The organism is Fusibacter ferrireducens (assembly GCF_015352425.1).
In the GTDB taxonomy this organism is placed as follows: Bacteria; Bacillota; Clostridia; order Peptostreptococcales; family Acidaminobacteraceae; genus Fusibacter_A; species Fusibacter_A ferrireducens.
Genome location: NZ_JADKNH010000007.1, coordinates 77,383 through 104,158 on the forward strand (window position 1 = coordinate 77,383; position 26,776 = coordinate 104,158).

Below are 26,776 nucleotides of genomic sequence, written 5' to 3' on the forward strand. Positions count from 1 at the left end.
TAGCTTTATGATCTCGTATTGGCTTTCACTGAAACGACATCTCCAAAATTTGAGCATAAAAAAAAGCAAATGTCATTTTTATACGACATGTGCTTTAGAACTTGTTCATATTCAATTTGGACTCGCTTTATTGGGTCATTCGTTATCGACATCTTTCGACACTAACATCATAACACATAAAAAATGCAATAGAGTGCAGTGTTACTCTGCAAGGTCTTCAAGGATTTTGTCGTGAATGTTAATACATTGTCTTCTGCTGTAAGAAACAACATTTGAGATCATCTCCCAGCGGTATTTTTTAAAGTATCTCAACCGGATAATTTCTGTTTCAATATCGGGTAATTTGGACAACAAAGCCTCCACATAATTCTTTTTGGCAAATAAAAGCTCAATTTTGGACTCTATTTTTTCCACTTGCTGCGTGTATAGATCAATAATTTTTTGAGCTTTTTCATAAGTTGGATCAGAAATCTGATTGCCTCTTGGCATATCTGAATATGTAATCGCAGATAACTCTCTATGAGAAGCTGCCACTTCTGATAGTTCAAGAATTTCTTGATTTAAATGATGTATTTCACCACAAATGGTATTGTAACTTTTGAGCATGTTTTTAATTTCAACTGTTGTCATAATAAGGACTCCTCTTCTAATTCTATATCTTTCTGCTCTGCTTATAACCTATTTTTCTACTCTGATAGCTTAACACATAAAAGATGCAACAGAGTGCAAATCGATTATTTTTTGCGTTTACGTAAATTAATATTACGCTTTATGAAAAACATTGTCAATACGTTTCCGTAATTTAATCTTATATATTTTGCATTTACGCAAAATTTGTGATATATTATTTTTAGGGGAAATCATCGAGGAGGTGTAAAATGGATTTTAAAAGCAAACTTAAGAAAAAGAGGCAAGAACTCAACTTGACATTAGAAGAAGTGGCGAAAAGGGTCGGCGTAAGTGCTGCTACCATTCAAAGGTATGAGAGTGGCGAGATCAAAAATTTGAGAAATGACAAAGTAAAACGACTGGCAGATGCACTTGAAGTAACCCCAAACTATCTTATGGACTGGGGCGAAGATGACTCAGATATCAACACCATTGCAGCTCATGCGCTCTCAGACTTAACTACAGATGAGCAAAAAAAAGTCTTAGAATTTGCTCAATTTATCAAATCACAGAGGGATAAGAATGATTAAAAATTTACTCGATCATATTGAAAAAAAGAACATCGCTTTTGTGGAACATAAAATTCCTGTTAAAGATGTCAAAGGACTCTATTTCGATGAGACCATTATTTTAGATCAAACTCAAATAGAGACAGAAGCAGAAATGGCTTGTATCCTTGCAGAAGAGATTGGACACTACGAAACTTCGGCAGGCAATATATTAGATCAAGAAAGCCTTAAAAATATAAAGCAAGAAAAAATGGCACGCAGATGGGCACATAAAAAGCTCATTCCTCTTGAAAAATTCATCGATTGTTTTAAATATGGATGCCATGATCAATACGAGGTTTCAGAGCGAATTGGGGTTACCAATGAATTTTTAAGAGAAACCGTAGATACATATATGCAAATTTACGGTCAATACGTGGTCGTTGATGATTACATAATCTATTTTGAACCCTTAGGTGTGATGAAACGCATTTAGTCTGTCACCAAATGTCTTTCAATTGTGTATGAATAAAATATGATGTTGAAAAAGGATTAAGTTTTCGAGAGCTTAATCTTTTTTTTATTCATTTCAGATAAATAACTTGACATGAATTATCAGAAAATTTATACTTTTTGTATCGTGGACAGTCCACGATGTGATTGGAGGCTCAAATGACTGTAGAATCTCAATTTTTAAAGCAAATGGCACGTCACATCGTATCAGGCACATGGCAGACCGGTGAAAAGCTCCCCCCAGAACGCGAATTGGTAAAACAATTTGGCTGTTCTAGACAAACAGTGCATAATGGCTTAATAAAGCTCTCAAATTTAGGATTAGTGACCATCATACCAAGACAAGGTGTGACCGTTAACGACTATATGAACACAGGAGATTTCAAATTGCTGGATGTCTTGATTGATTTTGACCGTGAAGAACTCAGCACGGAACTGAAGGTGAATATGATTCATTTTATGATGCTACAGATTGAACTCATATGCAAAACAGCAAGTCACTTTCCCTTTAATGAATCGCTTGACAAACGCGTTCAAGAAATGTCTCACATGAACTCAATGATCGATAGCCCCATCCATACTAAGCAGTATGCTCCAGCTTTAAATCCCTATAACCTCGATAGAGACAACATGAAGCAAATGTTATGTGACTCTTTTTTCAATTATTTTCACACCCTTTGTCAAAGCACAAATAATGTTCTTTTTCTACTGCTGATCAATTCATTTGAAATGGGTATCAAAAATGCAGCCGCCTATTTATTCTTGACACCTGATCGTGCAATTGAAACCATTCTTTTACTATCCAACTTTAATGAAGTTTTTCAGTCAGGCAGTCTTGACTTCACCAGTTGTATTTCAACGCTATCCAGCTTACTTGAAAAGTATTGGCTCAAAGGAGGTTCCAATGCATAATCATGACTCAGCCCCTAATTCAAATCATAGTTTAAACCATAGTTCAAACCATGCGCTCAATATCAGTACCAAGACTTTTATCTCAGCTGCTTTGATTCTCATACTACTACTAATTGGTTCTGGTATACTTACGCGTGTTATTCCTATGGGAAGCTACAATTACATTATTACGTCCACTTCAAAGACAATCATTCCTAACAGTTATCATGAAATTGAAGGTGCACCCCTTCCCATTTATAAGTGGTTTACCGCGCCTATCGAAGTACTTTTCACAAGTGAAGGCATTATAATCATCACGATTATACTTTTCCTACTAATCATTGGTGGCGCTATTGGCATTCTCAATGAAGTCAAAGTACTCAACAGCATCATCTCTCAAGTGGTTCAAAAATTCAGGCATAAAAAATACCATCTCATTTGGGCCATTGTGTTCATTTTTATGTCCTTAGGGGCATTTATCGGCATCTTTGAAGAAGTCATCCCGTTGGTGCCCTTACTCATTTCTCTGAGTCTAGCGCTAGGATTTGATGTCATGACTGGACTGGGTATGAGTCTACTGGCCACAGGATTTGGTTTCGCCGCTGCTGTATCCAATCCATTTACCATTGGTGTTGCTCAACGCATTGCAAATATCCCCGTGTTTTCTGGCGCGGGTTATCGACTTGTCATCTTTTTCATCACTTATACGGTACTTTCTTCAATGCTGGTTAAGTATGCCAAAAGCATTGAGATTCCTACGGATTCAGATTTTGATAACATTGAAGGCACTTCCAAAAAAGCTGTTCTTTGGTTTTTAATATGCACAACTATTATGGTGATCCTCATCTTGCTCTCACCACTTGTTCCCTTGATCAGTGCTTATAATTTACCGATCATAGGCCTATTATTCCTCATTTCTGGCATTGGCAGTGGATTGCTTTCAGATCGCGGTGTGGCCGGCACTTTAAAAATTTTTAAATCCGGTGCCACAGCTATGCTGCCCGGCGTCATTCTAATTCTTCTTGCAACAGGTGTAAAGCATGTAATTCAAACAGGGAATATCATGGACAGTCTCCTTTATTATGCTTCTGAATCCGTCACAAATGCCTCCCCGTTCACGGCTGTTTTATTGGTCTATTTACTAGTATTTGCCCTCAACTTCTTCATTGGTTCAGGAAGTGCTAAAGCCTTCATCGTCATTCCCATCATAGCACCTCTTATGGATATGATGGGCATCAGTAGACAAATGGCTATACTTGCCTTTCAGTTTGGAGATGGTTTCTCCAACATACTTTATCCCACAAATGCAGTCTTACTAATCGGCATTGGACTCGCTGGTGTAAGCTATGTCAAATGGTTTAAATGGGTCTTCAAATTTCAGTTGATTATCGGCTTATTATCCATCCTATTTTTATGGATAGGGTTGCAATTAGGTTACTAAAGGAGATTATTATGGCTACTTTTTATAAAGAGTATGAACCTGCGCGAAAAGCCTTTTTAGCGTTTACGGATCAAATCAAGCAAATGACAGGTCAAAGTTTAGATGTTCAGCTCACTTCACATGAAATTATCGAGGGGCTATTTATGGATGTATTGGAAATTAAACCTGATAAGCCTCAACGTTTGCTCTGCTTAACATCTGGATTGCATGGAATAGAAGGTTACGCTGGCAATTATGTCCTTCAAGAATTTGTTGACTGTTTTCTCCCCAAATTAAATTTAGAAGATACACATGTCATCTTAGTCCACGCGATCAACCCCTATGGAATGAAATACAAACGCAAATCTAATGAAAATAGTGTGGATCTAAATCGAAACTTCAACGCTTCTTTTGACACTTTACACTCCAATGAAGGCTTCAAGACAAATGCATCTTTTTTCTTGCCAAGAAAACTAAAAAACCCTTATCTTATTGAAAATATTCTATTTTACATCAGAACTGCTAAACTCTATTTTACAATTCCACATGAACAATTTAGAGAGGCCGCATTACTTGGGCAATATGAGTTTCCAAATGGATTTTATTATGGGGGAGATCACATGGAAAAATCCACAGCAATACTCGCTCAATTGTATCAAAAATTAGTTTCTTTCCCGTATAACAAACGATTATTTATCGATCTTCACACAGGTTATGGTCCTAAGTATCAAATGAGCATTGTAAATTCACCTAATGAAAAAAGATCGGTCTCCGAATTAAAGAAAGCCTTTAACTACCCACTGATTCAAAATGCCAATGGTGATGATTTTTATCAAATTAATGGTGATATGGTCAATTACATCAACGACTTTATTCAAGCGACAGATTACGCCACTTGCTTTGAATTTGGAACAATTGGTATGAGCATACTTGATGAAATTAAATCCCTTCGAATTATGTTAGAAGAAAACAGTGTACATCATATGCATAGAGAAACAGATCCGATCTTTAAGCGCATTAAAAAGGATTTTGAACAACTCTATATGCCAGATGAAAAAAAATGGCTCGATAAGGTTATTACTGACTTTGATCAAGCGCTTAAAGGCATATTAACCCATTATAAATTTATATAAAATTGCTTTTAAAATTTAATAAATAATCTTTAAAAAATTAGATTGTATCTCTCACAATATAAGCATATAATATCCTAGTTGAATCTATTTCATGACCATGATTGAATTTATTTTATGGTCACTTTTCATCTAGTTTCAAACAACAAATGACCTCATTGTATAAACACATCATGTAAAGGAGATTGCAAATGAAGGATATTATACTCATCATTATCTTACAGCTCATCTATGTCCCCATGTTGGCACTACGCACCATTTGTATGGTGAAAAAACTAACTTTGTGGACCTCTATTTTCGGTATTTTAGAAAGCCTCATTTATGTATTAGGACTCTCTCTAGTTCTAACAGGTGAGCAAACCATTGTCGAAATGGTGGTTTATGCCGTTGGCTTTGGTCTTGGCCTCATCGTGGGCATTCAGATTGAAAACAAAATTGCAATTGGCTACACCTCTGCTGTTGTCAATATCAGGAATAAAAATCAATCACTTATTGACACTTTGAGAGCAAAGGGATTTGGCGTTACCATTTTTGAAGGTGAAGGCCGTGAAAGCACTCGATTTCGCCTTGACATTCTAACCAAGCGCACTAAAGAAAAAGAACTATTATGTTTGATTCAAGAATATGAACCCAGTGCTTTTATCGTATTCTATGAGCCAACACTTTTTAGGGGCGGCTACATGTCTGAAATGATGAAGAAAAGGTTGCATTAGAGCCCAAAGATTAAGTTATAGCTCTATGTGATTCATCTTATTTTAATCATATGTGTTCACTTGAAACGGCTCTATAGGTTCATATATAGGTTCGTATAATGAAAAAAGTCAATTCAAATCTGATTTATAAATGATTTGGATTGACTTTTTATTAAAACAACAAGATTTGAGCCGAAAGCTGTGCTGAGGAATGTTCACCCTCAAACAGCGTCAGCGAAAATCGTTTTGGGGCATCGGAGATGACACAAATGTTGTTATATGCAAGATTTGAGCCGAAAGCTGTGCTGAGGAATATTCACCCTCAAACAGCGTCAGCGAAAATCGTTTTGGGGCATCAGAGATGACACAAATGTTGTTATTGAATTATTTTTATCAAAGAGGACATGTCATATCGTACCAAACAGCACCACCATGTGTGGACTCTGATACGCCATCATTTACAAACCCAAAACCTTCATAGTAGGCAATCAAATGAGCTTTACAGGTTAAAATAACCGCCTTTTTCCCTTGCTTCCGAGCATTTTCAATGAAGGTCTTCATCAACTTAGATGCAATGCCCTTTCTCCTATAGGATTCTATGACATCTAATCCAAATATCGCGATAATTTCTCCAGAAGGGATATGGTGACTTGTATCATGAAACATTTCATCGTAAATGACAGGACTATTCGTCGTACAACCGTTGATAAACCCAACGATTTGCTTTTCAATTTCTGCTACGAAAAAATTCTCAGGAAAAGTAGACATTCTTGCTTTAATCGATTTTTCCTCTGCTGCTTCCGCCGCAGGAAAACATTGTCTTTCAACTTCCACAATGGCTTCTAAATCTGTTTTGTTCACATTTCTAATGATGACATCCATGCTCATATGAATCTGCCTCCCTCATTTTTCTTAAAGAAAGCCTCAGCATGATTCACGCTGAAGCTTTCCATAATTATACCATATCCCTATATTTATCCCCACATCTTTCAAAAAAATGTGTTTATTCTCTTGCTTATTTGCTTATCTTTTTAAAAGCCTCTGTTTGACTTTTTATGCCCTTTTCTGCTGCAAAGCGTTCAATGCTAGATGCTCCGAAGAAGCCATTTATACCTTTGGTTCTCTCAATCACATAAGCTGCGTCTTCTGGTTCGGCAATTGGTCCACCGTGACAGATCACTAGGATATCTGGATTGACTTCTCGTCCCGCTTTAATAATCGCTTCAATTTTCACGATACATTCATCTAAAGTCAATGCGGTTTGCGCACCGATGGAACCCTTTGTGGTTAATCCCATGTGCGCCACAAGAATATCTGCGCCAGCTTCAGCCATTGCCTTGGCTTGCTCTGGATCAAATACATACGGTGTGGTCAATAGATCGAGTTCATGTGCTTTTCGAATCATCTCTATTTCTAAGCCATATCCCATACCCGTTTCTTCTAAATTCTGTCTGAACACGCCGTCGATTAATCCCACAGTTGGGAAATTTTGAACTCCACTAAAGCCCATGTCCTTAAGTTGTTTTAAAAACACATCCATTACTCTAAAAGGATCTGTACCACAGACGCCAGCTAACACAGGAGTATCTTCAACTACTGGAAGCACTTCTGAAGCCATTTCAACTACAATGGCATTGGCGTCGCCATATGCCATAAGACCTGCTAAAGAACCGCGTCCAGCCATTCTATATCTCCCAGAATTGTAGATAATGAGCATATCTGCACCGCCCTTTTCACTGCTCTTTGCAGTGATACCAGTACCTGCACCAACACCTACCAATATTTTACCCTCAGCGATTTGAGCTCTATACATCTCCATAATTTCTAATCTTGTCATCTTATTCATGTGAATAACCTCCTGAAAAGTCATACCTTTTTTTAAACCGATTTACGCTTTAAATCTTTTTCTGATTCATCATATCAATCAATATTTGTGCAGCCGTTTCTGCAAAGGCCTTATCATTAATATGATTTGGCAATTCTTTCAGTGTTACAATATTTTGATCAATATGCGATCTTATGGCGTTAAAAAGTGCCTCATCTTCTTCTTTTCCATAAAAAGCTTGATCTGGAGCATCTATCATGGACACGCCTTTTAAAGGCAACATCATCACAGCATCGTGTTTTGCCATGTTAAGTTTTTCAGCAATCTTTTCACCAATTTTTATATTTTCTTCTACATTTGTTCTCATTAAAGTCACTGTAGGATTATGCTTGTAAAATTTCCGATCTTCAAATTGTTTTGGAACTGTTTCACGAGGCCCGAAGTTCACCATATCCACTGCGCCAACGGAAACCACCTGTGGAATGCCCTTTTTGCCCGCTGCGTCTAGCCGATTGGGGCCAGCATTTAAAACGCCACCTACAATTTCATCACACCATTCTGTTGTCGTTAAATCCAACACACCTTCTATAAAGCCATCTTCTATGAGGGCTTCCATTGATTGTCCACCTGTGCCCGTCGCATGAAAGATAAGCACTTCATAGCCGCGTTTTTCTAAATACATTCTAGCGTAGTCCACACAAGGCGTAGTCACACCAAACATCGTTGCCGCCACAAGCGGTTTCTTTTCAATGACCATTTCACTTTCGAACTTGACCATCCCAGCTATTGCAAAAGCCGCATTTTCAAAGATCTTCATGGAGATTGAGTTGAGTCCAGACACATCTACCACCGATGGCATCATCATGATGTCACTTGTACCAACATAATGCGCAGTGTTCCCAGATGCCACAGTTGAAACCATGAGTTTTGGCACACCTATTGGAAGTGCTCGCATCGCTGGCGTAACAAGCGAAGTGCCTCCTGAACCACCAAATGAAATAATGCCATCAAACTTGCCTGCCTTATAGAGTTCTGGCACTAGTTTTTCCATGCCCTTTGACAATACTTCAGTTGCATATGCACGGTCTTTCCTTTCTGCAATTTCTTTGATGTCAGCACCATATGCATTTGCTACTTCTGCATTGGATACATCCGGTTCAAATGCAGGCTCAAACACCCCCGTATGAATTGTAAATGTCTTTAGGCCAAGCCCCTCTATAAGTTCTTTGACAAAAGCATATTCTTGACCTTTTGAATCAAACGTTCCTGCTATTGCTACAGTTTTCATCTCTTTACCTCCAATGGCTGACTCAAGATTGATCAGATCTAAAGTCCTAAGTTGATTCCGTATATACAAAACAACAGTATGATTAACTTAACCTAATCATACTGTTATTAAAATTCAAAGTAAATGTGTCTATGTCTTTAGCATTCGTGTTTATGTCTGCTTTTAAACTGAGTAGGTGTCAATCCAACATATTTTTTAAACATCTTGCTAAATTGAGCATAATCTGAATAGCCCACAAGCTCAGCTACTTCAGACAGTTTAAGGTCATCTTCTGCACTTATAATCTCTTTTGCTCTATTCATTCTAAACTTTACTAAGTATACAGGAAAACTGCAACCGACTTCCCTTTTAAACAAAGCGCTCAAATGACTCCTTGAAATATAGGCAACATGTGCCAAATCTATAAAAGATATTTTTTGCATATAATGTTCAGCAACATACTTTTTAACAAATTGGACGTAATCATAATGTTTGGTAATCCCTTCAAGCATTTTGACCATGAGATCACTTTCACTTAAATTTCCAGTGGTCTTAAAGGCGCGTGTAATATTGGTAATTGTTTTTTCTGAAGGAATGCGCTCAAATGATGATCCGCCTATATAGCCCATTAAATTGGTATTGCTATACATATATTGCACATCAACTGGCATCTTCACAGGACCGCCATATATCATTTTGATCACATCAGGCCTAATTGCATCACAGACATCAAAGATTCTCTGGACTTTGAGCTTTGCAGCTTCTAAAGAGAGCACTTTCTTTGCGCCTAGCATCCCCCCAGCTGTAAAGCCTAAATGAGCACAGATGATGTCAGCGCCAGCATGTAACATGCTTTTCGCTTGCTCTTCGTCAAAGACAAAAGCCACTGTGAACAAATCTTTTTCATGAGCAATCCGAATTGCTTCCACTTCTAAATCATATGAAAATCCAGTTTCCTCAAGTGCTTCACGATATTGACCATCAATGAGCCCCACAGTTGGAAAGTTATTAATCCCCTCAAACCCTAATTGCTTTATATTTTCAATATATCGGTCAAGATCGATTGTGGGATCTGTTGCATTGAGACCAAAGAAAACTGGAATCTTTTGGATCACTGGTTTTATTTCCCTAGATGCAAACGTCATCACCATTTCGTTGCTGTTGCAAAAAGGCAAAAAACCAGCTGCAGAACTTCGCCCCATCTGCCTGAACTTACCCGCATTCAAAGCCAATAAAAAATCGGCCCCTCCTTGCTCAGCATATTTTGCAGTGATGCCCGCACCTGATGCAACTCCAATAATATGATTGCCAAGTTTTACTTGTCTCAAAAATTGATTCACTACCATTTCCCGAGTCGTCATAAAAAATCATCCTTTAGTAGAGTTCATTTCTATTCACACTATTTTATCACAGATCCTAAGCACGTTAAAAGTCAAAACTCGAACGTCCTTCTTCACTGTGCTATCATTTACGAAAAATATACAGCCCCCTCACAGGACAAAAAGGCCAATCTATGCGTTTATAGAAGCTTAATTCTTTTGAAATTTGTTCACAGTTAAGATATAATAGACCATGATTATTTTAGAAAGAGTAGGAAAAAAATGAAAAAACATAGTCAAACCCTATTGCTTGGTACCGCACTTATTGGATTATCTGTAGTGCTTCACGCTATACACTACGCCATTTTCAGGGATATACACCATATTATGATATTTCTTGTTGCAGATATTGCCTTCATCCCACTGGAAGTCTTCTTTGTATCCGTTGTATTGGAACGCATTATTGAAAAAAGGGATGAACGTTCGATTACTAAAAAGCTCAATATGCTTATTGGCCTGTTTTATCAAGAAGTTGGCAATCATATTTTGATGCACTTAACATCCGCAGACGATGATCTCAAAAGTGATCAGTTTGATGCTACTATTGATTTTAACTGGGATGAAAGCAAATATGAACAATTGGCCAAACATATTATGGCACATAAATATCATGTCAATATGTCTCATATCGATCTTTTCAAAATTGATGAAAAGCTAACGCTTCAAAAGTCACTCATTGTCAATTTAATTTCAAACCCTGCAATTCATGAACACGGTGCATTTTCTGAAGTTTTAATGAGCCTTTTCCATCTTGCTGATGAATTAAAGCATCGACCTATTGAAGCTCTAGATGCTTTTGATTTAGATCATCTCAAAGTTGACATAGAGCGCGTATACAAGTCACTTTCTGAGGAATGGGTTTCTTATATGTCACATCTACAGGTGGATTATCCTTATTTATTTTTAACTGCCGTAAAAAATAATCCTTTTGATATGAGAAGTGGCAAAATTAAAGAAAGGGAAGCTTTATCCACCTATTTGTAATTGCTATGAAAAAACGCGCCATTAAGACTGTATTGCCCTCTAATCGTTAGACCTCAACTATAACTTTTGGAGGTCTGTGCAGTCTTTGAGCTTAAAAGCTTAGTTGGAAACATGATCACAACACGATTGTCCTTCTTCTAGCTCATATCTTTGAACTTCTTTAAAATTCATATAACTTGCACCTATAATCAGTAAAATACCCATTACACTCCAAATGTCAGGCAATGTATTCCAAATCATCATGGATAGTATTGCACTGAAAAAGACATTGGCATAAGCATATATGGAAACGTCTGATGCACTTGCTTCATGATAGGCAATCGTCATAAAAACTTGCCCTCCTAGCGCTCCACATCCCATCAGCAGCAATATTATTAATTCATAAAAAGTAATCATTTTGAAACTCAAAATCATTGGAATAATCATCACCACAGTGGAAAAAAATGAAAAGAAGAATACAATCGTTGAGGGCGACTCATATGTCTTCAGTTTGCTGAGAAAAGTAAAAGCAATTCCTGCAAAAACAGATGAGGCGAAGCAAACTAAAGTTGGCCACAATATCCCTATATGCGTTGGCTTTGATACAATAATCACACCTATCAGTGCAATCAGCAAGTAGAGATATTGTTTTAACCGAATTTTTTCATTTAAGAATATGGCTGAAAATATTAGGACCCAAAATTGAGACAATTTTTGAATTGTAGTTGCTGTGGCAACATCTATTTCTGAAAGCGCATAGTAGAAGGTGACCACCCCCAACACGCCAATAATGCTCCTTGCAAGTAAAAAAGGCCTGCTCTCCCTATGTCCAAAGTAAGATCCCCCTTTTTTTCTTACCATGTAAAACGCTAAAAAAAGCGTGATAAAATTTCTAAAGAACACCTTCTCATAAAGCGGTACATCCACTGCAAGCTTCACCGCAATCCCCATAATTGAAAAGCTGAAGGCCGATATGAGCATCGCAATAATAGCTCTATTTTTAGGACTTAATGTCTTCATTAAGCCTATCTTTTTCCCATTCATTCTAGCGATCCTTTCAATTGGATACGGACTCTTTATCCATGCCATTTTTTACATATTTATAATTCAGATAACTTGCACTGATAATAATGACAATGCCCACCAAGCTCCATGCATCTGGCAAAGTCCCCCAAATCATGAGTGATAGCCCTGCACTGAAAACAATATTGGCATAGGCGTAAATGGAGACTTCTGAAGCTTCAGCATAGTGATAGGCATTCGTTATAAAAACTTGCCCACCAAGGCCTCCAACCCCCATTAAAACCAAAAGTATAAATTCATAAAGAGTAAACCATTTGAAATTTATCATCATTGGAATAAACATCACTACCGTTGAAAATAAAGAAAAAAAGAAGACAACTGTAGAAGGATGCTCATAGTTTTTTAATTTGCTGAGGAATGTATATGCAATTCCAGCAAAAATGGATGATGAAAAACAGATGAGTGTCGGTATTAAAATATCTGGTGCAGAGGGTTTAGAAACAATAATAACACCCACAAGGGCAAACACTAAATACAGATATTGCTTGGGTTTAATCTTTTCTTTAAGAAAAATCGCTGCAAATATCAATACCCAAAATTGAGATAATTTTTGAATTGTGGTGGCCGTGGCAACATCAATTTTAGAAAGCGCATAAAACATTGTTATAATGCCCAGAACGCCCGATATACATCTGCCAATTAGATACGGTCGGCCCTCTGCTGTTCCAAAAATAGGCACATTGTTCTTTCTGACAATTCGATAAGCAAAAAAAAGCGTCACAAAATTTCTAAAAAACACTTTTTCATAAACGGGTATATCCACAGCTAACTTCACGGCAATGCCCATGATCGAAAAAGAAAATGCTGATATGAGCATTGCTATAATCGCTTTATTTTTTTGACTTATTGGTTTTTTTATTGGTTTCATATTTTCTTTCATTACAAATTTCCTTTCATTTATGGCACCTCTATAATATATCACTTTTATAATATAACATTTCTTCTATAGCACTTCTGCAATTCTCTAAATTTTATATCAAAATTATATTTTGGTTTCTACATTTTCACTCTGCTATGTATTCAATCAATGAACCCATTTTGATTCTAAAATATAAACAAGGAAGTCTCTTTATTTGGACTTCCTTAAGATTGTATCATAATATATTATTTTGTATACCCTTTAAACTTTATTCTTGAGACGCTTTAAGCTTTATTTTTGATCAAAAATCGTATGCATCATCATATCCACATACATATTGATCACTGATTTTGGTATAGTCGCACCCATTACAACATGTGTATAGGTTATACCATCCAGTGTTGATAATAGGAGAAATGCAATGCCTTTTAGATCTATTGCCTTTTTGATTTCTCCGCTTTCCACACCACGTTTTAGAAGATTTACAAAAATAGCATCATATTTTTCATACCGATTTTGAGCCTTTATCATCATTGCTTCATCTCTTGTACAGACTGTCCAGAATTCAAAGGAAAATTTTGCACTCATAATGGTATCTGGACTTTTCATATTATCAAAAGCTTGAGTCAAATAGAGCCTAATTGTATTTTGAACACTCTCATGCTCACCATATGCTTCTAAAGCATTCTTTCGAAGTTCAAATCTTTGATCACCTATTGCAAAAAATATATCTTCTTTACTCTTAAAATAATGATAGATGCCACCTTTACTGACACCACTCTTCTGGACAATATCAGCCATGCTTGCAGCATTATAGCCCTTCTCTGCAAAAACTTCAAAGGCAGCTTCTATAATATTTTGTTTGCGTTTATTGAGCTGGTTTTCACTTAATCTAGACATTTTAAAGCCCTTCATCCACATCATTTAAAAGCACATAAGTCCAGTGATCTTCCCATTTGCCATTAATTTTTAAATATTTTCTATTCAGACCTATTTTCTCAAAATGATGCTTTTCCACCACTTTAATCGAAGCGATATTTCTCGGCATTATGTTGGCTTCTAATCGATGTAAATGATATTCGTTAAAAGCAATCTCTATCATCTTATTGAGTGCTTCTGTCATAATGCCTTGTTTTTCCAAGTTGTGATCCAATTTATAACCGATAAATCCCGATAAAAATGGACCATATATGATATTGGATAAAGTCACATTTCCAATGATCTCATCGCTATCCTTTTTAAAAATATAAAGACTTAATGCTGTTCCCAATTCATTATTTTTGCATTCATTTTCAAGCATTCGACCTATATTTTCAGCTTCAAAGTAGCTCTGCTCTCTCTTTGGTTCCCATGGCGCCAAAAAAGTTTTGTTTCTCTCAAGATAATTCACGAGTAAATCGTGCTCATCTTTTTCTAAAGTTCTTAATACAAGTCTTTCTGTATGATATTTTTTCATAATCTCACGTCCTTCCTATCTATTTATAAAAACCGTCTGGTCGGTTTTTATAATTTTATCACACTCGTCCCCTTTTTTCAACTTTTCAACTTTTCAACTTTTTTATTTATAAAAAAATAGAATTAGGCAACAGCTATTAGCGCTATTGTTCAATTCTATTTCACAATAACTATAAACTACCTTCTAATCCCATCCTTCATACTTTTTATTGAGCAAGCTTTTTTAAATATTCTCTTATACTGAAAGAGGGCCTTGCAGCCCTCTATTGTCCCCTCTCAGAAATGTTCCCCCTAACTGGCTCAATGTACAAAAGGTCATAGATATTGCCTGTGATGTCGATGTCATCTATCTCCATTTGGATTAACCCCTCTGTGGTGTAATCCCCATGCCAGTCCACACCTTTGGGAATCACATATAGTGTCGCTTTATAACTTGGCTTTAACCGTTGATTCTCATAGCTCTGTGTGGAATCTGCATAAGGCAAGGCATATTCAGACTGCCAGAGCACACCTTCTGCGGTTTGCTTTACACGTTTTAGATGTATGGGAAAGTAAACTCTCTTATGAAAATCGTCTTCATATCGATATACGTTGTTGTATTTATCCCAGTAGGTCATGGCTTCCAGTTCAGGGCTGAGTCTTAATAATGCCCCTTCGATCTCCCCTTGAATCACTGCTTCAAAGATCACGCATTCATGTGATAAAAAACGATGCGGTTCTACGGTGGTGACTTCTCCCTTAAGTGTGGTCTGTCCTCTCCAATGATTCCAGTAGCCTCTGGCTTCAAAGGTTTTAACCACTACGGGTTGGTATTCAAACGGCACACTGGCTACAGCCCGCTTACCTGATGCTGTCCGGGTTTCAAATCTCGCTAGGTATGTGCCTGAAGGTGCTGATGTACCCGTTCCTGAGACCACATCCGTTGCAGTTACTTGAATATCTCTGAGCCATGTGGCTTCATCTAGCAAGTGATTTGATTGGTGTGTTGCCGAGGTCTTGGGTAAACTGAAGGCCTTCTCATAGCTTGTGCCTGAAAAGAGTTTCACTGTGGTCTCTTTAGAATATCTGCCTGTGATACCTCTCAGCGCATAGGCATTGCCACTCTGCGCGGTGATGCTGGCGCTGATCTTCACTGGGGTGATGATATTAAAGCCAAGGGTTTCACTTATCTGGTCACCTGCTTTAATCTGATAACTTGTGCCGTTTACTTTTTTAAGAGCCTTCAGTTTCACTTCTATTTTGTATCCACCATCTCTGTACGCTTCTGGAAGTGAGATGATCACATCATGCCACCTTCTCATGCCATTTGCATCTGTGTAAGCGCTGGTGTTGCTGTTGGTATACGCCGTATACTTTTGGTTTATGCGACCATCATCACTCTTAATTGAAATTTCAATCCCATGCGGCAAGGCTCTGTTCACAAGAATGTCTGTCAGTCTAAGGGATTCTGAAGCCGGTATGGCATTTATGTCAAATTCATTGCGCTCTGGCCTGAGTTCACAGCTTAAAACCAGTGGGGTTTCTTCTGGCATAGTGTAGCTTTTCACCTTGCTTGAAGTGGCTCCTTCTAGGTCCGTAACAGTGAGTGCAATCTCAATGGCATCTTTGTAATTAAGTGTAGAAGGCGTCCCAGTTGTCCATTGAATGTCACCCTTTTTACGATAAGCCCATGTGGATTTGACAATGCCGTTTCCCCATTCTCCTTGATGGTCTGGATCGTAAGACTGGTTCTTCATATTTATGCCTATGTTTGAAGTTTGGTAATTGTAATCGATGTCAAAGTCTGCTATAGGACGTCTGTGTACATATACCTTTAATGTTGCAGGGTCTGAGGTCCGATTGTACTGTGCAAATCTGTAATTGGTACTCGGCTTATCTGTAGCTCTATATTCAATTTCATATTTGCCCACCTTATCAAAGGTGGTTAGTGGGACAGAGAGCGTTTGATTATGGTACGCCGATAACCCCATTGAGTTTTTATAGTAATCTTTTTCATGAATTACTTTGGAGCTTTCTGAAAGTTTCGGGTCATTTTCATAGTCTCTGTAAAATTTCTCATAAGAGATTGTATCTTCTCCCAAGATCACATATGTGCCGCCATCAGGAGCCAATTTGACCTTATTCTCTGCCAAAATATCAGCGACCATCTGTTCAATTGCATCCTCTCCATATTGCTTGCCTTTGGTGTTAGCATTCATCAAATTTCTAAGGTTCGTTTCTAAATCGGGATTAATGGCATAGTCATCTACATAAGATGCCTTTGTAGATACTCTGACAGACATATCCTCGTCTTTAATATAATTCTCGATATCTTTACTAACCTTTTTAAAAGAATCGTTTTTAGCTAAATATAAGAGATATTTAGCTGCCCCAGCCCGATGAGTGCTTGTTGTGATTTTTGATGCATCTACACCATAACTTTTCCAACCTGCTTGGTAAGGTGATACACCCTGTATAACTTTGTCACTAATGGTTACATCATAATAATAATCCCATCCCGGCCCAGTGAATGTTTGCCACTCATATTCCCAATCACCATCATTATCCTTTCCAGATCTAACCAATTCTGTGTAGGTTAAACTAGATTTTTCAACTTTATGTGAATAGGTGTAAGTTTTAAAGTAAGATAAATATTTGTAATCAAAAAAAGTTGAGTTAGGTGAAGAAAGCCACTTATTAACAACAACATCATTGACCACTGGAATGTCAGTCCCATGTTTTATCGGTTTAGGGACAATATATTCTCCACCAGTAAGAGGTTCATCAATATATTTAAGATAAGGTGCTCTATCCACTCCTTCTAATAGAATTTGACTAACTGAATAATTTGGTAAATATGCTATCCTCTCCTTATTCGGCGGATCTTCCCATGTGCCTATTTTATGATATTCAAAAGTACTATCAAGGACTTGCAATCTATAATAGATCGTTGCACTTACTGTACCATCGTAATTGGGGTAAGCAAATACAGTCTCGTAAACTCTACCATCTTTAGGGATTTCCTCAATATTGACAAAATATTCACCCCCTACAAGTTTAAAAGGCGTTTCTTTAATGCTGTATTTCATCCCATTTTTGGCATAAACAATATTGGGTTCTACTTTTACAATACCACCTAAAGTTTGATCAAGGTCAGATAAGTTTTTAAGCTCTGTTACTGTATTCTGATTATCAAAATAGTAAGATGTTGTATACGGTAAAACTGAATCCTCATACATATCATTTCCATTGTATTCTATTAAACTTGCTCTCGGTTGATTCTCAAAGCCTGTTGAAAGACCAAAAGCGTTAAGGCCACTTCCAAAACCAAACCACTTGCCATCATTTCGCTTATAAACGAGTGCCATGCCATTACTCCAAATATATTCAGCGTTAGCAATTGAAGGTATTTTTTTAGCACTGCTATAACCCGAAAAATTGTTTAGAACATTATTAATATTCGGATTTAAACCACACTCGTCTACTTCTGTTGGAAGGGTCTCTGCAAAGTTAACCGTATTATTAACGGATGTGAAATAAGGGCCATATTGGCTCTTTTCATCCCCCTTAACGGTATTCCCTAGCCAATAAACTTCGCCTTGGCTAGTCAATAAGAAATATCGATCCTCAGCGGATGCACTCCCCCCTTCTATTTGAGTGACATTTGATAAAATTTTAGTAGGTTTCAATGCAAATGCAGATAAGAAAGAAGAATCTCGGTTCATCTTTGAGTTTGTTCCTGCAAAATATACATCCCCATTTTCAAGCCACCAAATTATGGCTCTATTAGAATTATATTTCATACTTTTTTTAATTCTTGACGGGAAAAAATCATTTGTTGTGATCGTCACATTATCTGGCCACATACGTGATGTACTCATTTTTACTGTGTATGAATGATCACTGTATTCTGCTAATTCATTCCATGAGGCTACTGTATACTTTGGCGAATCTTCATCCAAAACAGGTCTATAATCCGTCGCATCTTTATCAAGATAACGCCCTATATATTTTTTACCTGATATGATGTTGAAATTCACATTTAAAAAATCCTCGTAACCTTCATTCACCATCGTATTAAGTCTTGTTTCAAGGTCAAGAAGGTCTTGACCTTCATAATCCGTCATTACATCAATATCAATCTTCTTTTCATTAACCGCCATGAAGCTTACTGAGGGCTTATAATTGTCCACTGTGATCACTTGCTTTATTGCACCTGTTCTGTAATCCGCTTGTGTGATGAACTGTGGGATCGTCTCTTGTCCAAAAGTTTCTGTAACAGCTAGTGAAATCTCGTATTTGCCCACTGAACCCACATTGAATTCAACTTGGTTATCTGCATAATCCTCTGTCGTCTTTAAAGCGACGCTGGATTCATCTGTAAAGAGACCATCATTATCAGAGTCAAAACGATAAGACCACACTCTGCGCTTTATAAAGTCGCCGTCTGTTGAGTCGGAGTGGTCGTAGACCATGATCTTGGCCATTCGGGTTCCATCTCTATGATGAGGTTCTTCACTGCTCAAAAGCATGACTGGGGCTTCATCTGCTTGCACGTTGAGGATCTTCGTCTCTGTGTCGGATACGCCATAACTGTTTGTCCCTGTACAGGTGACAAGGTACTTGCCTTTTACTTTCATTAAAACGTCTATTTGACTGCCATAAGATGATACCATCTTGACATTGCTTTGAGGATTGGTCACATCCATTGGCACAATCGTCCAGTGATAGTTTTCCCGCACTGGACTCACGAACTCTGTCAAGTTCGTGGCTTTAAGGGTGATTTTCCGATTTTCTTTATAAAAATCCTTACTGTATATTTCTACATTAGGGGGTGTTGGAATCACTTTTATAAATGCACCGGTTTCACTTCTTGCGCCATCATCATCTGTAACCCCTAGTATCACTTGATATAGGCCTGTCCACTTTAGATTAGGCATACAAAAAGATCGAGTATCCTCTTGATAGAATCCAATCTTAGGTATACTAAAGTCATATGAGACAATATGACCATCGAAATCACGTGAATCTGCGCCAGAGATATAAACATTGCCCGTCATGGTTTCGCTTGGTGCTCTTATAATCGCCATTGGAGGCAGATTGTTATTGGTTTTGTAAAGATAGGTAAAGCTTATTGCCAGAGGAGATTCTATTGTCCCACCACCTTTTAAAGTAACAATGGCCTTGCCTTCAAACAGCTGCGTTTTAGGGTTATCTATGTAGGGAATTGAAAAAATATGTGTCATGGTTTGATTAAGGCTTGGGTAAAAAAATTGGGATCTATTTTGATCTTTTTCATAGGTGGAGATTTGGAGTTCCACAGATAAAATATCACTTTGCTCTACGTTAGATATTTTGTTATTTAATGTGACTGGAACACTCACTAACTTTTGATTGTCCTCGAGCTTGATTTCTGATGGTGACGTTAGGATTGCCTCTGTTAAAGGTTCTAAGGTCTTCACAATGGTGATTCGAGTAGTTGCAGGTGCTTCAGATGGCACTTCAACAGAAGTATTCCACCACGCTCTAAAACAGACTGCCGCAGTTGACAATTCCACTTCATATGTCCCAACTTCAAGACTGTTTTTAAATGGCGTTCCCGAACTTGACTTAATCACCGTTGTCCACGTAGATGTGCCAACTTTTCTGTATTTCCATTTGTAAATAAGAGGGAGACTCTTATTGGGAAAGGTACTGTCAATTGCATCAAGAGCGATATTTTGGCCTTCATTGAAGATATGCTCTGATCTAATAGCCCTTATACCATCCACAGTACCGTTAATTATTGGGTTGGGGATGCCTACGGGTTGTGCTGGAAAACCTAACGGTATCCCGTAATAATCCCTGTGTACAGCCGTAAGTGTGTCTGGATTCCAATCAATCCCCGAACCTAAAAATTCTGACTCTGTTTTCCATATTGTACCTTGGGGGATCAATTCACCATTTGCGCCAATGGAGATTGAGCCTTGTGGCACAGTATTGATTACTTTTGCAAAAACGGCATCTAGTTTAAGAACATTTTTTTTTGCAAAAAATTCAGCAATATTTACCCGATCTGCTGAGGTTTTATAGGTTTTCTCAAAAGCTTCGTAGATGGAGGGGATACCTTCATTTTGGATGGTATTGTCGGGGCTCATGGGGACGTGGAAAAAGTTTTTCGCCCATGTTCGACCTTTCTCATCTTTGTATTCAAGAAAGTCATGATTTCCCCCTAAAAAGTAAGCTTCATAATTCTTACCATTTTGTGTGAAATAGGCTTTAAAACCAACTGTTCTAAAGGCCGTGCCCGTGCTTACTGTTGGTGTATCTGTTACGAAATCAAATGCGTTTGTTTCGTCGTTGTATGGATTGATTACATCGTCTTCTGAAAAATCAAGCGGCGTTATCAAATTTGTAAGCAACACTAATATTAAAAAAATGCTTAATTTTCTTTTCATCGTTTATCGACTCCTTAATTTGAGGGCATAACAGGGATAAAATCTGTAATATAATAATTATTAGCATAGTTAGGAGTACTGTGTTCCCATTCAACGCCACTATGCCCACCATAATCACCCACTAATGCTTCGAGGTCAATATAATACCATTGATCTACTTTAAGATTCACAACGCCATCATTAAAATGTGTTTGAAACATTTCTGCTTTTTGACTTGGGGATTTAAAATAAAAATATAAACGTCCCCTCAATCTTTTACTCCCATCAGAGCTATTATAGAAAAGTTCTTTATCTGTTATAAACTGACTTTCCATGATTAAAGTATTATTTTGAATCGAATGAATTAAATTTTCAATTCTATCTTTTTTAGGATAATTTGTAGCAGAAACCCATTCAAGTGATTTTTGATAAGACTTCATATCCTCTCGATAATCATAATTGTAAAAAACCTTCATGGCTTCAATGCCGATATTTATCATGGAATCCACACGTTCTTTTTTAGCTTCATAAGTAACATATCTTCCACCAGACCATTCCAAATTAATAAAATCATCATAGTAATAGTAATCGTATAAAGATCCTGTAAAGACATTGTTCTCATGTTGCTTCAATTCTGTGATTACTTTTTCCGTATCAATGATAGGGTTACCATTTTCAAAAGGCATTTGAATACTCTTCTCACTTTCAACAGGAATTTTTAAATCAACAAAAACCCTAAATCCATTCTTTGTTTTTGTTGGATTCGCTCTCTTCCCCTTATCAATCACTCTTTCAATCACCACACACGAAGCACCACGCGTCATAAGTCCTTTGGCATCAAAGTGATTATCATTACCAGTAAACACCCCTTTTTGAAGCATTGAGTAAACACTGTCTCTGTATGCGCTTTCAATTTGGTCATGGTCGAATATCACTTGGTCCAGTATTGAAGTGTAGCACTGGTCATACCGAACGCCCTCTTTGATTTGTAATGCTCTATAAAGAATGGCAGCGGCTTGCTCTCTTGTGATTTCACTTGTGGCATTAGTCATCGGTTCACCCATTTTCACAAGACCAAGTTCAAACGCTCTTTTCATGATGGGCATATCCCAAGTTTCACCCATGTTTACGCTTTGTACAGTTTCATTCATAGCTTTAAGCGTTAAGGATAGAAATTCAACATTGCTGATCGCTTTGTCTGGTTTGAACGTGCCATCGGGATAACCCGAGATCACGCCTTGATTCACAAGTGATTTCACAAAGGTTTCTGACCAGTGACCTTGGATGTCTGTTGGCAATGCATCTGCATAACTTTGTGGCGCCACAACCACAGCACTTGATATGAATAATACAATGCTGAGCACTGGTAAAATCAAGTGCGCTCTATAAGAAAAGCGTTTTTTGGATGCTTCAGTCATTTGTAAATCTGCTTTCATTGTCATTCTTGTCATTTTTGTCATTCTTATCATTCTTATCTTGCCTATTTCTCTTATCTTTTTTTTCATTTTCCACTCCATTTTCATCACATTTTAGATTCTAATCGTCTTTTTATCTTCTCTTGAATTCTCATTTTGGACACGCCAAAAAAAGAGATGTCATACAAACATCTCTATAAGATACTATTCCTTGTGAATGTGTTTATGTATGTCTGAATTTATGTCTACAAATGGCGTTTTACCTTCATCTTCGATCCATTTCTCTCTTTTATAACATATATTTTCCATGATCAATATTTTAAATTTTTCTTCCATATACGCCCTTGCCATCTCTACTCCCTTTTTAATCACATTTTTTATCACATGCGCCATATGGTTGTGTTATTACCATTGTCATTTGGTAATCAGTGTGCTTTTTAAAGTATATCTCAAAATGTTACAATAAATCAATAACTGTTTAACAATTTTTTACAATCATTTTCCCTAAAATATTCTCCAATGTTTATCCCCACAACTTAGTGTTTTATTTTGGCTATTTAAAATAATATTCTGAAGGTCTTACGCTTTTTTCATCGCAATTTAGATTATAAAAATCTATTACATCTACCTTTGATCTTTAATTTTAGACACGCTTAAAAATAATTTCGCACAAGCATCTCTATAAGATTCTATTTTTTATGAATATGTCTACAGATATCTGGCTTTATGCCCATAAACAGATTTGTCCCTTCATCCTCAATCCGTTCTTCTCCTTTATAACATATATTTTCCATGATCAGTATTTTAAATTTTTCTTCCATATATGCTCTTGCCATCTTTACGCCTCCTTTTGATCTCATCTTTTTTACAACCTTTACATAATCTCATTATCACCATTGTCGATTAATAACAATTATGTTTTTTTAAGTATATCACAAGTTGTTACAATAAATCAACAATTTTTTAACATTTTTTTACATTTCGTTTCCTTATTCTTCTCTCCGATTTGGATGAAAGAACATTTAACTGTGAATGCACATTATTCAATACACGTCTTTATGATTATAACAAATCTATATCAAGCAATATTTTAGGCACATACCACTACCTTAAGACCATTTTTGATGACAATTTTTCCAATTGATACTTCAGTAAAATCTTTCAGCTCATTCTTATTGTTCTAACTTGTTGTGTTAAATAGAAGAAATCCGTTGAACACATCATATCTATCTGTTCAACGGATTTCTATCATAAATTTCATTCTTTTATAGCACACTCTAAATATGTTTGCATAAAATAGAATGTACCCGATTTCTACTTTGCATAAAAAATTATGTGCATCAGTGCTTTTATGGGGTAAATCATTACTGAGCAAAAACTAAACTTTAAAAACACCTTAACCCTAAACGCTTCTCTGCTTAACTGTTCATCTTATCTAAGGATTTTCGATTCTGCCATTCATTGTTAATATCTGTTAGAATGAACATGTAATCTCCCGCCTTTAGGAGCGTATTTCCATTGGGAATGAACTCTTTCTCACCACGTTTGATACTCACTAACAAACAATTTCTAGGCCAAGGCACATCACGTACAGCCTTATCTTCAAAAATAGAATTATGGCACACAACCCTTTCAATGACAATTTTTTTAGAGTGTTCTTCATGTGCATCATGTTTATGTCCAGCAGTGAGATTGTCCAAAAGTGCGTCATAAATAGGTGGACTCTTCAATTGATCTGCTATGATAACTGCTCCCATTGAAACAATCGTCAACGATAACATATGGCTTAATGAACCTGTCATTTCCATAATTAAGACTATCCCAGTTATTGGCGCACGCACAATCGCCGCGAAAAATCCTGCCATCGCCAGAATAATGACATTGTCAAAAAGAGCGGGCGATAAACCAAAATATAGAATACTAATCTTCGCAAAAATAGCGCCTATTGTAGCGCCGAGTACTAAGAGCGGAAAGAATATCCCGCCCGGTGCACCTGATCCGAAACTAATCATTGAAAATATAAATTTTAAAACCAATAAAATAATCAAAAATGGAATTCCGGAATCTGGTGACAAAAGTGTGAACATATGATGACCACTTCCTAAAATGTTAGGAAAGTAGAGACCAACAAGTCCTGCACAGACAAATGGTACAACGATTCTATTGTTATCTTTTAAAAAAGGCACTTTTTGATACAATTTTTGTGAATAAATCAAAATGGTATTATAAAATGCACCCAAGATGCCAACTACAATACTCAAAACAATGACGAGCCAATACTCCTGTAAACCCAATAATCCCGTCACTTCCAAATGGAATACTGGTTCTAGACCAAAGAAATTTTTAGAAATAAAATCGGCCACAACTGCGGCACCCATTGTCGATAGAAGAATTATAGGTGAAAAATATTTGAAAATCTCTTCAAGAGCGAACATAACACCTGCAAGGGGTGCATTGAATGCTGCTGCAAGACCAGCGCTAGCACCACTGGCTATTAAAATTTTTCGTTCCATGCGACTCTTGCCTGTTTTATTACCAATACCTTCTGCAACGCTTGCACCTAACTGTATAGATGGCCCTTCACGTCCAAGCGAAAGTCCTCCTAAGATTGCTAACGTGCCCCCTGCAAATTTACACAAAAGAGTACTCAACCAATTTTGATCAAAATACCCTATTAAAATACCTTTAACTTGAGGAATCCCGCTCCCACGAATCATCTTATTTTTTTGGGTCAAATAGGATAACAAAAAACCTGCCAATATGAGTACTACAAATAGTATTGGAATAAATTTAATGTGTTCACCTACATATTTATACATGCTAAATGCATAATTTTCAGCTTTTGTTAAAATAAGCCTGTAAAAAACAACTATGCCGCCAGCCAGTGCACCAATTAAAATACTCTGCAATACCATCGGAATTCTTCTAGCATTGTGCGAGGTAATGCTCTCATAATTGTTACCCATCTCTACACCTCTTAAATGATCATAATGATTATTTCAATATCATTATACACTATGAGTATATGCTATGCATTATAATTTATTTGCTATTTTTTCAACCTCATACGCAGATTGAGTTAATTCTTCCATATCCTGAGCCACTTCTTCAGACGCTTTTAATTGCTGATCTCCCAATACCAATGTCTCTTCTATAGCACTCATGATATCGCTGGTTTCTTGCCTAATTGAAACCAGTGTTTCTTTAATATTATCCACAGCAAGAACACTCTCATCCGCCATTTTTCTAATTTCTTGCGCAACTACAGCAAATCCTCGTCCTTGCTCGCCAGCACGAGCAGCTTCTATGGCTGCATTAAGCCCAAGTAAATTCGAATTGCCTGCAACTGAACTCACAAATTTTAGAATTTCATCGGTTCTATTAATGCCCTCAATCACACGATTTCCCTTTTCTTTTAAAGTCCCAATATTATTAGAAAGTACTCTCGCAGAAGATGCAAGTTCCTCCATCATAGCAGTGGTTTTTTCTGTCCCATCTGTGATGGCTTGAGCCGATTCATGTAACGTATTCTGAACCTCTAGGGTCATTACCAGAATAATGGCGCCAATAAGTATGCCATCTTTAATAACTGGTTTTCCAATAGATTTAATTGGAATTCCAAATCTTTCTCTTGGAACCAAATGCATATAGTCTTTTTGGGATTTGAGAACTTTATCCACAGCGCTATTAGGAACAGCTTTATTACCTTCTTTTAGACCTAGATCAAAACTTTTAGCAGGAATATATTTGACAATATTACCATCTTTATCCCCTATAACAACACTACAATCAATTGGAAATAAAGATAAATACATCTCTGCAGCATTCATCAATGCTTTGATATCTTCAGAGTGATTATTTTCTTGACTTGATACCTGATTAAAAACTTGATTTGTACTCATAAATAATTCTCCCCCCATTATTATGATTTCAGCTGCCCTCCAAAAACTTTATTATCTCTGAGTCAAATATAAAGTATTCGTATAGGCACACTTGTTTTCAAAATTTTACCATACCCAAATTGTCTGAAAAAGGTCGATTAATTGACTTAATTCATTTTCTACAGGATTTATCGCATTTTTTATAGCCATTGCATTATCCTTCGCCCTCCAATACGATTGCATCTTATCGGGTTTACTCATAAAAAGAATTTAATCGCACCACTGTTGAAATTGTATTTGCAACTTACGAACAGACCCTTTATCTAAATATTGAGGAAGGGTATCCTCTATTATGCATTACAACTTGCCCAGTAGATGCTAATAACAAACAGATTCACAGTTCTCGCCATTTTACAGTGGGAGACAGATTCAAATTTACCATATAAAGTTA

22 protein-coding genes and 1 pseudogene are annotated in these 26,776 nt (G+C 36.9%); 8 read left to right on the forward strand and 15 right to left on the reverse strand.

Translation table 11 applies throughout. The features are described from left to right. Positions 1-201: 201 nt before the first annotated feature. On the reverse strand, positions 202-630 hold the full coding sequence (locus tag ISU02_RS12370; RefSeq protein WP_194702148.1) for a BAR domain-containing protein: 429 nt from the start codon (positions 628-630) through the stop codon (positions 202-204). 248 nt (positions 631-878) lie between these two features. Between ISU02_RS12370 and ISU02_RS12375 the strand changes: the two genes are divergently transcribed. From ISU02_RS12375 to ISU02_RS12400, 6 genes are all read left to right on the forward strand, one after another. Further along, positions 879-1,199: a helix-turn-helix domain-containing protein gene (locus ISU02_RS12375; RefSeq protein WP_194702149.1), complete on the forward strand. Its 321-nt coding sequence runs from the start codon at positions 879-881 to the stop codon at positions 1,197-1,199. Beyond that, positions 1,192-1,653: an ImmA/IrrE family metallo-endopeptidase gene (locus ISU02_RS12380; protein WP_194702150.1), complete on the forward strand. Its 462-nt coding sequence runs from the start codon at positions 1,192-1,194 to the stop codon at positions 1,651-1,653. The genes ISU02_RS12375 and ISU02_RS12380 overlap by 8 nt, the downstream gene beginning before the upstream one ends. A 176-nt stretch (positions 1,654-1,829) precedes the next feature. Then, positions 1,830-2,582 carry a FadR/GntR family transcriptional regulator gene (locus ISU02_RS12385; protein ID WP_194702151.1) on the forward strand — a complete coding sequence of 251 codons (753 nt, stop codon included), beginning with the start codon at positions 1,830-1,832 and terminating at the stop codon, positions 2,580-2,582. Further along, entirely contained in the window at positions 2,575-4,002 is a 1,428-nt protein-coding gene (locus tag ISU02_RS12390; protein ID WP_194702152.1) for an AbgT family transporter, read from the forward strand. Before ISU02_RS12385 ends, ISU02_RS12390 begins: the two co-directional genes overlap by 8 nt. 11 nt (positions 4,003-4,013) lie before the next feature. Beyond that, positions 4,014-5,114, forward strand: a complete 1,101-nt coding sequence (locus ISU02_RS12395; RefSeq protein WP_194702153.1) for a M14 family metallopeptidase — start codon at positions 4,014-4,016, stop codon at positions 5,112-5,114. Positions 5,115-5,302: 188 nt separating this feature from the next. After that, the gene (locus tag ISU02_RS12400) at positions 5,303-5,824 is read left to right on the forward strand and encodes a DUF5698 domain-containing protein (protein ID WP_194702154.1); all 522 of its coding nucleotides are present in this window, start codon (positions 5,303-5,305) and stop codon (positions 5,822-5,824) included. A gap of 372 nt (positions 5,825-6,196) precedes the next feature. Here the strand turns inward: ISU02_RS12400 and ISU02_RS12405 are convergent, their stop codons facing one another. From ISU02_RS12405 to ISU02_RS12420, 4 genes are all read right to left on the reverse strand, one after another. Then, a complete protein-coding gene (locus tag ISU02_RS12405) occupies positions 6,197-6,691 on the reverse strand; it encodes a GNAT family N-acetyltransferase (protein WP_407646437.1) in 495 nt (164 codons plus the stop codon). Between the two features lie 127 nt (positions 6,692-6,818). Then, positions 6,819-7,649 (reverse strand): phosphoenolpyruvate hydrolase family protein, encoded by an 831-nt coding sequence (locus ISU02_RS12410; RefSeq protein ID WP_194702155.1) that lies wholly within the window; start codon positions 7,647-7,649, stop codon positions 6,819-6,821. 49 nt (positions 7,650-7,698) lie between these two features. After that, entirely contained in the window at positions 7,699-8,916 is a 1,218-nt protein-coding gene (locus tag ISU02_RS12415; RefSeq protein ID WP_194702156.1) for a Tm-1-like ATP-binding domain-containing protein, read from the reverse strand. Positions 8,917-9,053: 137 nt separating this feature from the next. After that, entirely contained in the window at positions 9,054-10,256 is a 1,203-nt protein-coding gene (locus ISU02_RS12420) for a phosphoenolpyruvate hydrolase family protein (protein WP_194702157.1), read from the reverse strand. A gap of 240 nt (positions 10,257-10,496) precedes the next feature. Between ISU02_RS12420 and ISU02_RS12425 the strand changes: the two genes are divergently transcribed. Beyond that, the gene (locus ISU02_RS12425) at positions 10,497-11,258 is read left to right on the forward strand and encodes a hypothetical protein (RefSeq protein ID WP_194702158.1); all 762 of its coding nucleotides are present in this window, start codon (positions 10,497-10,499) and stop codon (positions 11,256-11,258) included. Between the two features lie 99 nt (positions 11,259-11,357). Here ISU02_RS12425 and ISU02_RS12430 read toward each other — a convergent pair whose 3' ends face one another. The 10 genes from ISU02_RS12430 to ISU02_RS12475 form a co-directional block, all read right to left on the reverse strand. Further along, a complete protein-coding gene (locus ISU02_RS12430) occupies positions 11,358-12,281 on the reverse strand; it encodes a DMT family transporter (RefSeq protein WP_207736288.1) in 924 nt (307 codons plus the stop codon). A 13-nt stretch (positions 12,282-12,294) separates the two neighbouring features. Further along, positions 12,295-13,200 (reverse strand): DMT family transporter, encoded by a 906-nt coding sequence (locus ISU02_RS12435; RefSeq protein ID WP_207736289.1) that lies wholly within the window; start codon positions 13,198-13,200, stop codon positions 12,295-12,297. Positions 13,201-13,470: 270 nt separating this feature from the next. Further along, a complete protein-coding gene (locus tag ISU02_RS12440; RefSeq protein WP_207736290.1) occupies positions 13,471-14,079 on the reverse strand; it encodes a TetR/AcrR family transcriptional regulator in 609 nt (202 codons plus the stop codon). A gap of 1 nt (position 14,080) precedes the next feature. Next, positions 14,081-14,635: a GNAT family N-acetyltransferase gene (locus ISU02_RS12445; RefSeq protein ID WP_194702162.1), complete on the reverse strand. Its 555-nt coding sequence runs from the start codon at positions 14,633-14,635 to the stop codon at positions 14,081-14,083. A gap of 262 nt (positions 14,636-14,897) precedes the next feature. After that, positions 14,898-21,050, reverse strand: coding sequence for a hypothetical protein (locus tag ISU02_RS12450; protein WP_194702163.1), 6,153 nt, complete (start codon positions 21,048-21,050; stop codon positions 14,898-14,900). 14 nt (positions 21,051-21,064) lie between these two features. Then, positions 21,065-22,534 (reverse strand): S-layer homology domain-containing protein, encoded by a 1,470-nt coding sequence (locus tag ISU02_RS12455; RefSeq protein ID WP_194702164.1) that lies wholly within the window; start codon positions 22,532-22,534, stop codon positions 21,065-21,067. Between the two features lie 114 nt (positions 22,535-22,648). Next, a complete protein-coding gene (locus ISU02_RS12460; RefSeq protein WP_194702165.1) occupies positions 22,649-22,795 on the reverse strand; it encodes a hypothetical protein in 147 nt (48 codons plus the stop codon). Between the two features lie 338 nt (positions 22,796-23,133). Further along, a complete protein-coding gene (locus tag ISU02_RS12465) occupies positions 23,134-23,280 on the reverse strand; it encodes a hypothetical protein (protein ID WP_194702166.1) in 147 nt (48 codons plus the stop codon). 582 nt (positions 23,281-23,862) lie between these two features. Next, positions 23,863-25,410 (reverse strand): ClC family H(+)/Cl(-) exchange transporter, encoded by a 1,548-nt coding sequence (locus ISU02_RS12470; RefSeq protein WP_194702167.1) that lies wholly within the window; start codon positions 25,408-25,410, stop codon positions 23,863-23,865. 69 nt (positions 25,411-25,479) lie between these two features. Next, complete coding sequence (locus tag ISU02_RS12475) at positions 25,480-26,346, reverse strand: methyl-accepting chemotaxis protein (RefSeq protein WP_194702168.1); 867 nt, start codon at positions 26,344-26,346, stop codon at positions 25,480-25,482. A 266-nt stretch (positions 26,347-26,612) separates the two neighbouring features. Here ISU02_RS12475 and ISU02_RS24470 point away from each other — a divergent pair. Next, positions 26,613-26,771 (forward strand): annotated as a pseudogene (locus ISU02_RS24470) (hypothetical protein); the annotation flags it as partial. Between the last annotated feature and the right edge of the window lie 5 nt (positions 26,772-26,776).

Bases quoted from the DNA above. Each gene is read 5' to 3' on its own strand.
- ISU02_RS12370 (WP_194702148.1), bottom strand. From the start codon at position 630: ATGACAACAGTTGAAATTAAAAACATGCTCAAAAGTTACAATACCATT.
- ISU02_RS12375 (WP_194702149.1), top strand. From the start codon at position 879: ATGGATTTTAAAAGCAAACTTAAGAAAAAGAGGCAAGAACTCAACTTG.
- ISU02_RS12380 (WP_194702150.1), top strand. From the start codon at position 1,192: ATGATTAAAAATTTACTCGATCATATTGAAAAAAAGAACATCGCTTTT.
- ISU02_RS12385 (WP_194702151.1), top strand. From the start codon at position 1,830: ATGACTGTAGAATCTCAATTTTTAAAGCAAATGGCACGTCACATCGTA.
- ISU02_RS12390 (WP_194702152.1), top strand. From the start codon at position 2,575: ATGCATAATCATGACTCAGCCCCTAATTCAAATCATAGTTTAAACCAT.
- ISU02_RS12395 (WP_194702153.1), top strand. From the start codon at position 4,014: ATGGCTACTTTTTATAAAGAGTATGAACCTGCGCGAAAAGCCTTTTTA.
- ISU02_RS12400 (WP_194702154.1), top strand. From the start codon at position 5,303: ATGAAGGATATTATACTCATCATTATCTTACAGCTCATCTATGTCCCC.
- ISU02_RS12405 (WP_407646437.1), bottom strand. From the start codon at position 6,691: ATGAGCATGGATGTCATCATTAGAAATGTGAACAAAACAGATTTAGAA.
- ISU02_RS12410 (WP_194702155.1), bottom strand. From the start codon at position 7,649: ATGAATAAGATGACAAGATTAGAAATTATGGAGATGTATAGAGCTCAA.
- ISU02_RS12415 (WP_194702156.1), bottom strand. From the start codon at position 8,916: ATGAAAACTGTAGCAATAGCAGGAACGTTTGATTCAAAAGGTCAAGAA.
- ISU02_RS12420 (WP_194702157.1), bottom strand. From the start codon at position 10,256: ATGACGACTCGGGAAATGGTAGTGAATCAATTTTTGAGACAAGTAAAA.
- ISU02_RS12425 (WP_194702158.1), top strand. From the start codon at position 10,497: ATGAAAAAACATAGTCAAACCCTATTGCTTGGTACCGCACTTATTGGA.
- ISU02_RS12430 (WP_207736288.1), bottom strand. From the start codon at position 12,281: ATGAATGGGAAAAAGATAGGCTTAATGAAGACATTAAGTCCTAAAAAT.
- ISU02_RS12435 (WP_207736289.1), bottom strand. From the start codon at position 13,200: ATGAAAGAAAATATGAAACCAATAAAAAAACCAATAAGTCAAAAAAAT.
- ISU02_RS12440 (WP_207736290.1), bottom strand. From the start codon at position 14,079: ATGTCTAGATTAAGTGAAAACCAGCTCAATAAACGCAAACAAAATATT.
- ISU02_RS12445 (WP_194702162.1), bottom strand. From the start codon at position 14,635: ATGAAAAAATATCATACAGAAAGACTTGTATTAAGAACTTTAGAAAAA.
- ISU02_RS12450 (WP_194702163.1), bottom strand. From the start codon at position 21,050: ATGAAAAGAAAATTAAGCATTTTTTTAATATTAGTGTTGCTTACAAAT.
- ISU02_RS12455 (WP_194702164.1), bottom strand. From the start codon at position 22,534: ATGAAAAAAAAGATAAGAGAAATAGGCAAGATAAGAATGATAAGAATG.
- ISU02_RS12460 (WP_194702165.1), bottom strand. From the start codon at position 22,795: ATGGCAAGGGCGTATATGGAAGAAAAATTTAAAATATTGATCATGGAA.
- ISU02_RS12465 (WP_194702166.1), bottom strand. From the start codon at position 23,280: ATGGCAAGAGCATATATGGAAGAAAAATTTAAAATACTGATCATGGAA.
- ISU02_RS12470 (WP_194702167.1), bottom strand. From the start codon at position 25,410: ATGGGTAACAATTATGAGAGCATTACCTCGCACAATGCTAGAAGAATT.
- ISU02_RS12475 (WP_194702168.1), bottom strand. From the start codon at position 26,346: ATGAGTACAAATCAAGTTTTTAATCAGGTATCAAGTCAAGAAAATAAT.